The organism is Pontibacter rugosus (assembly GCF_042678745.1).
GTDB classification, from domain to species: Bacteria; Bacteroidota; Bacteroidia; order Cytophagales; family Hymenobacteraceae; genus Pontibacter; species Pontibacter rugosus.
In genome coordinates this window covers 1-8,667 of sequence record NZ_JBHTLD010000205.1, presented here as the reverse complement: position 1 = coordinate 8,667, position 8,667 = coordinate 1, and the positions used below count along the sequence as shown (strand labels likewise).

General features: G+C 45.8%; 9 protein-coding genes. 6 read left to right on the top strand and 3 right to left on the bottom strand.

Annotated elements, in window-relative coordinates; genetic code table 11:
* The 4 genes from ACFQ2O_RS17640 to ACFQ2O_RS17625 all read left to right on the top strand — a co-directional run.
* Nucleotides 1–517: MarR family winged helix-turn-helix transcriptional regulator (locus ACFQ2O_RS17640; protein WP_377530881.1), on the top strand; the 517-nt coding region annotated here is incomplete at its 5' end.
* A gap of 38 nt (nucleotides 518–555) precedes the next feature.
* Nucleotides 556–1,212, top strand: coding sequence for a YceI family protein (locus ACFQ2O_RS17635; protein ID WP_377530877.1), 657 nt, complete (start codon nucleotides 556–558; stop codon nucleotides 1,210–1,212).
* A gap of 93 nt (nucleotides 1,213–1,305) precedes the next feature.
* Nucleotides 1,306–1,971 carry a YceI family protein gene (locus ACFQ2O_RS17630; protein WP_377530875.1) on the top strand — a complete coding sequence of 222 codons (666 nt, stop codon included), beginning with the start codon at nucleotides 1,306–1,308 and terminating at the stop codon, nucleotides 1,969–1,971.
* Nucleotides 1,972–2,080: 109 nt separating this feature from the next.
* Nucleotides 2,081–2,845, top strand: coding sequence for a DUF6503 family protein (locus ACFQ2O_RS17625; RefSeq protein ID WP_377530872.1), 765 nt, complete (start codon nucleotides 2,081–2,083; stop codon nucleotides 2,843–2,845).
* Nucleotides 2,846–3,459: 614 nt separating this feature from the next.
* Here the strand turns inward: ACFQ2O_RS17625 and ACFQ2O_RS17620 are convergent.
* The 3 genes from ACFQ2O_RS17620 to ACFQ2O_RS17610 form a co-directional block, all read right to left on the bottom strand.
* The gene (locus ACFQ2O_RS17620; RefSeq protein WP_377530867.1) at nucleotides 3,460–4,005 is read right to left on the bottom strand and encodes a hypothetical protein; all 546 of its coding nucleotides are present in this window, start codon (nucleotides 4,003–4,005) and stop codon (nucleotides 3,460–3,462) included.
* 2 nt (nucleotides 4,006–4,007) lie between these two features.
* Nucleotides 4,008–4,619 carry a hypothetical protein gene (locus ACFQ2O_RS17615; RefSeq protein WP_377530865.1) on the bottom strand — a complete coding sequence of 204 codons (612 nt, stop codon included), beginning with the start codon at nucleotides 4,617–4,619 and terminating at the stop codon, nucleotides 4,008–4,010.
* Between the two features lie 98 nt (nucleotides 4,620–4,717).
* The gene (locus tag ACFQ2O_RS17610; protein ID WP_377530863.1) at nucleotides 4,718–6,880 is read right to left on the bottom strand and encodes a S9 family peptidase; all 2,163 of its coding nucleotides are present in this window, start codon (nucleotides 6,878–6,880) and stop codon (nucleotides 4,718–4,720) included.
* 231 nt (nucleotides 6,881–7,111) lie between these two features.
* Between ACFQ2O_RS17610 and ACFQ2O_RS17605 the strand changes: the two genes are divergently transcribed.
* Entirely contained in the window at nucleotides 7,112–7,399 is a 288-nt protein-coding gene (locus ACFQ2O_RS17605) for an ATP-dependent Clp protease adaptor ClpS (protein ID WP_377530861.1), read from the top strand.
* Between the two features lie 16 nt (nucleotides 7,400–7,415).
* Nucleotides 7,416–8,024: a recombination mediator RecR gene (gene recR / locus ACFQ2O_RS17600; protein ID WP_377530885.1), complete on the top strand. Its 609-nt coding sequence runs from the start codon at nucleotides 7,416–7,418 to the stop codon at nucleotides 8,022–8,024.
* Nucleotides 8,025–8,667: the final 643 nt, after the last annotated feature.

Here is an 8,667-nt window from a genome sequence, read left to right as displayed (position 1 = left end):
GTGCAGATATAGGTACATTAAATGTATGTACATATATTTGCACCATCATTCGAAGCAGAGGCTGGATATGAAGATAGAAGAAGAAATTAAACAAGGATCGTTTAAGAGTGAGTTTCAAAAAGCTTACATCAACGTGTTGTATACTTCCGGTTATTTAGAGCAGAAGCAGTCTGCTTTATTTAAACCTCACGGCATCACGCTGCCTCAATATAATGTATTGCGGATATTGCGCGGACAACACCCTAAGCCAGCTACCATCAGCCTGCTTATCGAGCGAATGCTTGATAAAACTTCTAATGCCTCGCGCATTGTAGATAAGCTGGAGGCAAAAGAACTGGTAACGCGCAAGCAATGCCCCGCCGACCGTCGCACAGTAGATGTACTGATCACGCCAAAAGGACTGGACTTGCTGAAAGAAATGGATGTTTTAGAGGGTGGTAAAGGCACAGGCATCACTAACCTGACAGAAGATGAGGCCGCGCAATTGAATATGCTGCTCGATAAAATAAGAGATTAATAACAACCATAAACCAATAGAGTTTAAAAGTCAAACCGATGAAAAAGTACGTAATTTTAGCCTCACTTGCTAGTGCACTGATGTTCTCAGCCCATGCTGGCAACACAAACACTGCGGCCGTTAAGGCTGCTACAGAAGTAGCCGCACCAGCTAAGGCTCGTGCTTATAATGTAGATGTTGCCAAGAGTGATATTAAATGGCACGCCAAAAAAGTAACTGGCGAGCACATGGGCAACATAGCGCTGCAAAGTGGCCAGATGTTAGTAGAAGGAAACAAAGTGGTAGGCGGTACATTTGTTATCGACATGAACGCCATGACTTGCTCTGATATAAAGGATGCAGAATACAATGGCAAACTGATCGGCCACCTGAAGTCTGATGATTTTTTCAGTGTTGAGAAAAACCCGACTGCCACCTTCAAAATCACTAGCGTAAAATCTAACGCAGGCGCTGCGGCTGGCAAACCAAATGCAACTGTTACCGGCGATTTAACCATCAAAGGCATTACAAAGCCAGTGTCTTTCCCTGCTACTGTAGCAGTTAAAAACGGCATAGCTACTGCAAAAGGCGACGTAACCATCGACCGTTCTAAGTTCGATATCCGTTACGGCTCTAAAAGCTTCTTCGATAACTTGGGCGACAAAGCCATCAATGACGAATTCGTTGTGTCGCTTAATGTAACTGCAAAGCAGTAAGCAACCTTACATAAGTATAAACCGCTCCGCTTAAAAGCCGGAGCGGCTTTTGAATTATTTTAAATGATAAGTTTAACCAATAATTAGCTAAACATGAAAAAGACAGCCATTTATGCTACGTTTGCCGCAGCACTACTATTTACAGCCTGCGGAGGCGAATCAGAAACTACGACAGAAACAAATGCTGTAGCAACAGAAGCAGCTGCAGCCACTGGTGAAGGCGAGGCTTATCAGATTGTAAAGGAGCAGAGCAACGTGAAGTGGCGTGGCGAGAAAGTAGCCGGAGCCCACGATGGTGAAATCGAATTGCAAGGTGGAGAGCTGATGGTAGCCAACAACCAATTGACTGGTGGTAACATCATCATCGACATGAATACCATCACCAATACAGATATCACAGCGGAGGAAGACAATGCCAAGTTGGTTGGTCACCTAAAGGCCGATGACTTCTTTGGTGTTGAGAAATATCCAACTGCTAAGTTCGATATCACGAGCGTATCACCTATTGCCAGTGCCGCAGCAGGTGAGCCTAACTATAACGTACAGGGAAACCTGACAATTAAAGAGAAGACAGAGCAGGTAAGCTTCCCGGCTGTAGTAAATATCCAGAATGGTACTGTTAACGCAAAAGCAGACGTAATGGTAGACCGTTCTAAATTTGATGTGCGTTACGGTTCTGAAACTCTTTTAGGAGAACTTGGCGACAAGGCGATCTCTGATGAGTTTAAGATAACTTTTGACGTAACGGCTAAACAATAAGTATAGCTCTTGTACAATATTTAGACCGCTCTGGCTGTTAAAGGCTGGAGCGGTTTTTTTTTACCTGCCGCTGCTTTTATACCTTTGGTACAGCCTTACTTTTATACTGATGAATTACTTCCTTCGTACCCATACTTATACTTTACTTTTGTTAGCAACCCTATTAGCCTTTGCTGCCTGCTCTGAAGAAAAGGAGCCTAGGGCACAGGCTATAGTTGATGCTGCCCTGGCTGCACATGGCGCTGAAAACCTGGAGCAGGGGGTTGTTTCCTTCAGATTCCGTGATACCCAGTACCGTGCCCTCCGCGATAATGGGGCCTTTGTATACAGCCGTACTTTTACAGACTCTACAGGCCAACGGGTGCATGATGTGCTTAGCAACAGTGGCTTTAAACGAACTGTGCAGGACCAAGCAGTAGGATTAACAGAGGAAAAGCAGCAGGCCTATAGCGCATCAGTGAATGGTGTGATTTATTTTGCTTTGTTGCCTTTTTCGCTGAACGATGCTGCTGTTCAAAAACAGTATATAGGAGAAGCATCGATAAATGGGGAGCCTTACCACAAGGTAAAAGTGACGTTTACCCAACAAGGCGGAGGAGAAGACTTTGAGGATGAGTACGTGTACTGGTTCCATCAGCAAAAGCATACCATGGATTACCTGGCTTACAATTTCACACAAAATGGTGGAGGCTCTCGTTTCAGAGAGGCTGTTAATTCCCGCACTATCGGAGGTATCCGCTTTCAGGATTATAACAACTACAAAGCCGCTGACAAAGACTTTCCTATCGAGAACTACGACAGAGCTTTTGAAGCTGGCAAGTTGGAACAGGTATCTGAGATCAACCTGGAGGAAGTGCAGGTAGGTACGCTTTAGATTTCTGCATACTATGTCCTGCTAGCCTGTCTCTTTGAGTAGGGAAGCTCCGATAGTTGCTGTTTTATAAGCACAAGTTTCATGTCTGATGGTACTGCGCAGACAGGTCGCGACCTATTCCTGTACTTGAAAAGGAACAAGAGCTTTGGCTACCTGAACCAATCACAGCCCTTGGGTGCTCATCTTGTAGGTAAACCACCCCTCTGCCTTCCCAAAATACTGCTTCAAGATTTAACCTGGAGCTTTTCATAGGGCAAGTTTCCGAATGCGTGGGTAAGTTTTAAAATCTGCCACGAAAGCTGAAAGCTTTCCCCATTTCAACTACAAGATGAAATCTTGCGTTAGTTTATTTTTCCCTACAAAATGAGCACTAAGAACAGGGAAGCAGACGGTTCAGCCTTTGAGAAGCAGCAGGTGTAGGTATGGCTTTTTAAACCAGTTGAGCTACAAGCGCAGCACTATTGTAGGATACGAGCTGCAAGCTCGCACCTGCGGGATAAACCAGATACCTGCACCAGGTAATGGACTGGCAGAAATATACAAGCTTAAAATACCCCAAACTTATTCAGTTATTCAAAAATCAGTTATTCAAAAATCAGTTATTCAAAATTTCTTTACTCTACTTCAAACTCCTTCGGCAGTGCAACAGTCAGATACTTAGGTCGGCTTTGAACCTGTTCCAGAAAATCATCCAGGTCAGATTTATACTCCACATAGTAATCTTCGTGCAGGTTTTTGCGGATAAGCTGTATCGTGCGCAGTAACAAACGTGCGGTAGCAGTGAAAAATCCTTTGTAGTAGCTGTCGAACTGACCAGTGAAATTGTCGAAGATCAGGCGCAGCGTGTATATGTGCAGGTCTATCTCGGTTTTAGGATCTTTGGTGATGCGCTTAAATTTGGCTATCTCCTTTACAGCCTTGCGGAGCGATTTTGTTAAGGCTTTGCTTAGGCTGCGACCGCTGGCATTTATAAGTAACTCATGTATTTTGTCAGCTGCGTCTTCATATACTTTCTCCACTGTTACTTCTTCCAGCAGTTCAAATGAGAGGATGTCGTACAGCTCCGCATCGCGGCGGGCAGCTTTCAGAATAATGGCTTCTTTTTCTTTGTCGCTTAGTTGTTTTACCGCCTGGCGAAAAGACGGTGATACGGTTGGCATACTTATTCAGGCAGGTTTTGGAGGTCCAGGAGGTCTTGCTGGCGGGCAGTAGCTTTCTTGTTCTTCTTCAGATCATTTAAGCTAATAAAATAGGCCATTTCACCTCCAAAAGGCATACTAGCCTTGTTTTGCCAGCAGGAGTTAAATTCGATTCCAGTCATACCAGTAGTCAGGTCAATGCGGTTAGGCGGATAACCAAGCTGTACTACTACATCAATGGTTGTAAGATCCTCCAGGTTTACCTCCTTGTCAGAATAACCCATTTCCTGTAGCACCTGCAGTACTTTAGCAGCATTTGCAGGTACAGGGTTAATCCAGATATCAATACCACCTGTGTAACGTGGATAGCCATACAGTGCCACAGCAAAGCCACCTGCAATGATGTATTCGGCTCCTACGCCATTCAGTTTTTGAACAAACTTCTGAAAATCATGTGTCAGCTCCATATCTACAAGAAGACTATACTGGTAACGCAGCGCATCAACGGCCTTTAAGCGCGTTTCTTCGCTTTGCATTAACCAGTAGATTAAGTCATTGTTGTTGTCCGACAGTTTTTTTTTGCTAACCACTCTGCTTGCCGGGTGGGGCAGAGGGGCGCTGTCTTTATGCATCAAAGGAAATGTCCGAATGGTTTTTGATTATACCCTTACGGAAAAGCAGCGAAAAAGTATGATGGGCTGCCGTTAAAGCAGCCTATCACAAATTAAGCAAATTATAAGTTTTCGTCAAAATATTGCGTCACCTTGCGCATCAGGTGTACCCTGTCCTTGCCTCTCACATTGTGCGGATGGCCCGGATAGACAAAATAATCGAGCAGAATTCCTTCGTCTACGGCTTTCTTAATATACTGCAGGCTGTGCTGCCATACTACCACATCATCTACTGTACCGTGTATCATCAGCAGTTTGCCTTTCAGGTTCTTTACATAGTTCAGGAGATTTGCTTTTTCGTAGCCTTCCGGGTTTTGCTGCGGCGAATCCATGTAGCGCTCTGTGTACATCACCTCGTAATATTTCCAGTCGATAACCGGGCCTCCGGCTACGCCAACTTTAAATACCTCCGGGTGGCGTGTCATCAGTGAGGTAGTCATAAAGCCACCGAAGCTCCAGCCGTGTATGCCAATGCGCGTTGGGTCTACATAAGGCAACGACTTCAGGTAGTCCACACCGCGCAGTTGGTCAGCCATTTCCACAGTACCTAACTGGCGGAACGTGGCCTGCTCAAAATCAAGACCGCGGGCTGAGGAACCACGGGAATCAACTGTAAACACAATGTAGCCTTGCTGCGCCATCAGGTGCATCCAAAGATTGGCTCCAGCCAGCCAACTGTTGTTTACCAGTTGCACATGCGGACCACCATAGACATACACCACCACCGGATACTTTTTGTTCTGGTCCATGTTCGGAGGCGTGATCATGCGGGTATAGAGGTCGGTGCCATCGTCAGCCTTGATTGGAAAGACTGTTGTTTCACCCAGATTATACTCTTTGAGCGGGTTCTTTGCTGTTAGCAGTGTCTGCTGTACTTTCCCCTCAGTATTCAGCACCCAAATATTACGTGGTGTTACCTGGCTGCTGTAGTTGTCGATGATGTATTTGCTGCTTGGGCTAAGTTGAGCCTGGTGCGTGCCGCTGCCCTGCGATATTCTGCGGGTTTTGCCATTGCTCAGGTTAACTGCATAAATGTGTCGCTCCAGCGGGCTCTCGGCGGTAGAAGTATAGTATAGCTCATCCCCTTTGCTGCTAAATCCTAAGATGTCGGTTACCATCCAGTTGCCGCTGGTTAGCTGCCGGATTTGCTTGCCGTTGGTGTCGTACAAGTATAAATGATCATAGCCGGTACGTTCGCTTACCCACACAAACTGGTTTGGCTTGCCTGGTACAAAGTATAAGCCATGCTCCGGCTCCACATACTTCTCCTGCTTTTCCTCAAAGAGTGTACGCTCAAATGCTCCCGTCTCGGCATTATAGCTGTTCAGCTGCATGTGGTTCTGGTCGCGGTTAAGAACAGCAACGTAAATATGCTTCTCATCCGGGCTCCAGGTGATGTTGGTCAGGTATTGGTCGGCTGGCTCTCCGGTTTTAAGGTAAGTGGTTTTCTTTGTTTTGATGTTGTAAACGCCTACTGTTACCTCATGGCTTTTGCCACCAGCCATGGGGTATTTTATGTTGTTCTGTTTTGCAGGCAGCGGGTTGATGTCAACCAAGGGATAGTCAGTTACCATGCCTTGGTCCATGCGGTAAAAGGCCAGCAGTTGGCCACTTGGCGACCAAAAAGTACCTTTGCTAATACCAAATTCTGAACGGTGCGCCGCCTGCCCATGTACAATGGCTTCGTTAGGCTCATTCGTGATAGCTACATCTGGTGCGCCTGGGGCAGAAACAAATAAGTTGTTGCCTTTGGTATAGGCTACACGCTGCATAGTAGGATCCAGTTCTGTATTCTCGGCCTCTTCTGCATAGGTCGTTACTAGTCTTGCTTTGTTTGTCTTTATATCAAACTCTATAATACTCTGCTGCCCATCCACCACAAAGCTGTTGCCAGCGCGCCAGTGCAGCGCTGGATAGCTGCTGAAATTTGCTACTCCGATAGCCTCAACAGCTGCATTCAGTTGCTTGAGCGTCAGGATTTCGCGCTGCTTGCCGGCTGTGGCGTTTCCTCTTACCAATACCTGTTCACCATTATTTTGCTTTATAAAAGTGAAGTCGTCGGAGCCTGCTACCCAAGTAAGCATGCGCAGGTTCTCAGGCTGCAATGCCGGGTTTGTAAGGGCATCCTCCATGGTTAGAGCCTTGTTCTGTGCCTGTAGTTGCAGCATGGTCGTAACCAACAGGAGGAGCAGGGCAAAGCGCTTGCTAAAGAGAGTTTTGATCATATTTTTAAAGTATAATGTAGGTAAACCGTTGTGTCTGCAAGTACGGCAGTATAAGCTTATATAGCAAAATGCATACCTTGTTGTAACGGTATAGTATACATCATTTGCAGGAATCATACTACGCCAGACTTTGTTTAACGTATATGTCTGCTATGTGCAGCAGCTTTGCAGAAGTAGCTTATACTTAGGCTCCGGCTACCATTAATGCTTAAAATTTAGTAATTTTGTGGGATGAATTGGGATACAGAAATTTTTCATAAAGAAGAGCTTGATGTTGCCGTGCTCGAAGAGACTACCGACATGCGCAACCTGGTGGTGTACAACGACGATGTGAATACCTTCGACCATGTGATCGACACATTAATTAAAGTATGTAAGCACACCGCCGAGCAGGCAGAACAATGCACCATGCTGATCCATTATAAAGGAAAGTGTACCGTAAAAGTGGGGTCTTATGATGAGCTTTCAGGAATGTGTACTGCTTTGCACGATAAAGATCTTTCGGCAGATATAGAATAGAGGAGAAGAAAGCTTGATAAATTTTCCGTCGAAACTGATTGAGAATGCTGTAGAGGAGCTGGCAAAGCTACCCGGCATTGGCAGGAAAACTGCGCTACGCCTGGCCCTGCACTTGCTAAAAGAGGAGTCAGAGGAATCTTACTCACTGGCAAATGCGCTGGTGAAAATGCGAACAGAAGTAAAGCATTGCAAAGAGTGCCACAATATTTCAGACACTGAAATTTGCGATATCTGTGCTAATCCGCTACGCGACAAAGCGGTGCTATGTGTGGTGAGCGATATTCGGGATGTGATAGCGATTGAGAATACAGCACAATATAAAGGTTTGTACCATGTGTTAGGTGGCGTCATATCGCCTATTGAAGGCATTGGGCCGTCAGACCTGCACATCGACTCTCTGCTGGAGCGACTGCCGAAATCTGAGGTGCGCGAGATCTTACTAGCCATCAGCCCTACTATGGAAGGCGATACCACTGCTTTTTACCTCACCCGCAAACTCCGTGAGTTTGATTTACGCATCACCACCATTGCCCGAGGTGTGCCGGTAGGAGGAGAACTGGAGTATACTGATGAAGTAACGCTGGGTAGAAGTATTGTAGAGCGGACGGCTTACGGCAAAGTATAGCTTTCAGAGACACAGGAATCAGTAGTTCATTATTTAAAAAGGCCTTTGCAGTATTGCAGAGGCTTTTCTGTTTTTAGAGGGAGGTGGCTATCGGAACCTTTCCAATCTTTGAACTGTGATGTCGCAAGTTTAGCGGAGCGTAACTTGTGACGGGGCATGTGGCAAGTTTTCAACTTGCTTTCTGCGTGAGCAGAAACAGAGCCTCAGCAAAGGCTGTTGCTTTAAGAGGAGCTGGAAAGAATGGCTTAGTTGAAGTTTCAAAAAGGAATGGCTATGGGAGTACGGCCAAAGCTGTACAGGTATGGCTCTGCGAGCCAGTAGAGCTGGAAGCTCTACACCATAGTAAGCACTAGCTGCAAGCTAGCGCCAGCGGGGCCAGCTGGAGGCGATGGAAGTAGCAGAAGCAGTCAATGTCACAAGCGGACGCTTGCGCCAGAACAGTTGTTAGCGGCAGCCAGCAAGTATGGTTTTTCAAGCCAGTTGAGCTACAAGCTCAACACCATTGTAGGACACGGGTTGAAAACTAGCGCCAGCATAGGGAAAACAAATAACGGTCTTATTCCTTCTGCACATACTTTAACCTCACTATATCAAGTAACAAAGTATAAAAATAGAAAAACCTGTTTTACATGCAGGTTTTTCT

Coding starts and splice junctions, on each gene's coding strand:
- ACFQ2O_RS17625 (WP_377530872.1), top strand. CDS start 2,081: ATGAATTACTTCCTTCGTACCCATACTTATACTTTACTTTTGTTAGCA.
- ACFQ2O_RS17630 (WP_377530875.1), top strand. CDS start 1,306: ATGAAAAAGACAGCCATTTATGCTACGTTTGCCGCAGCACTACTATTT.
- ACFQ2O_RS17605 (WP_377530861.1), top strand. CDS start 7,112: ATGAATTGGGATACAGAAATTTTTCATAAAGAAGAGCTTGATGTTGCC.
- ACFQ2O_RS17635 (WP_377530877.1), top strand. CDS start 556: ATGAAAAAGTACGTAATTTTAGCCTCACTTGCTAGTGCACTGATGTTC.
- ACFQ2O_RS17610 (WP_377530863.1), bottom strand. CDS start 6,880: ATGATCAAAACTCTCTTTAGCAAGCGCTTTGCCCTGCTCCTCCTGTTG.
- ACFQ2O_RS17620 (WP_377530867.1), bottom strand. CDS start 4,005: ATGCCAACCGTATCACCGTCTTTTCGCCAGGCGGTAAAACAACTAAGC.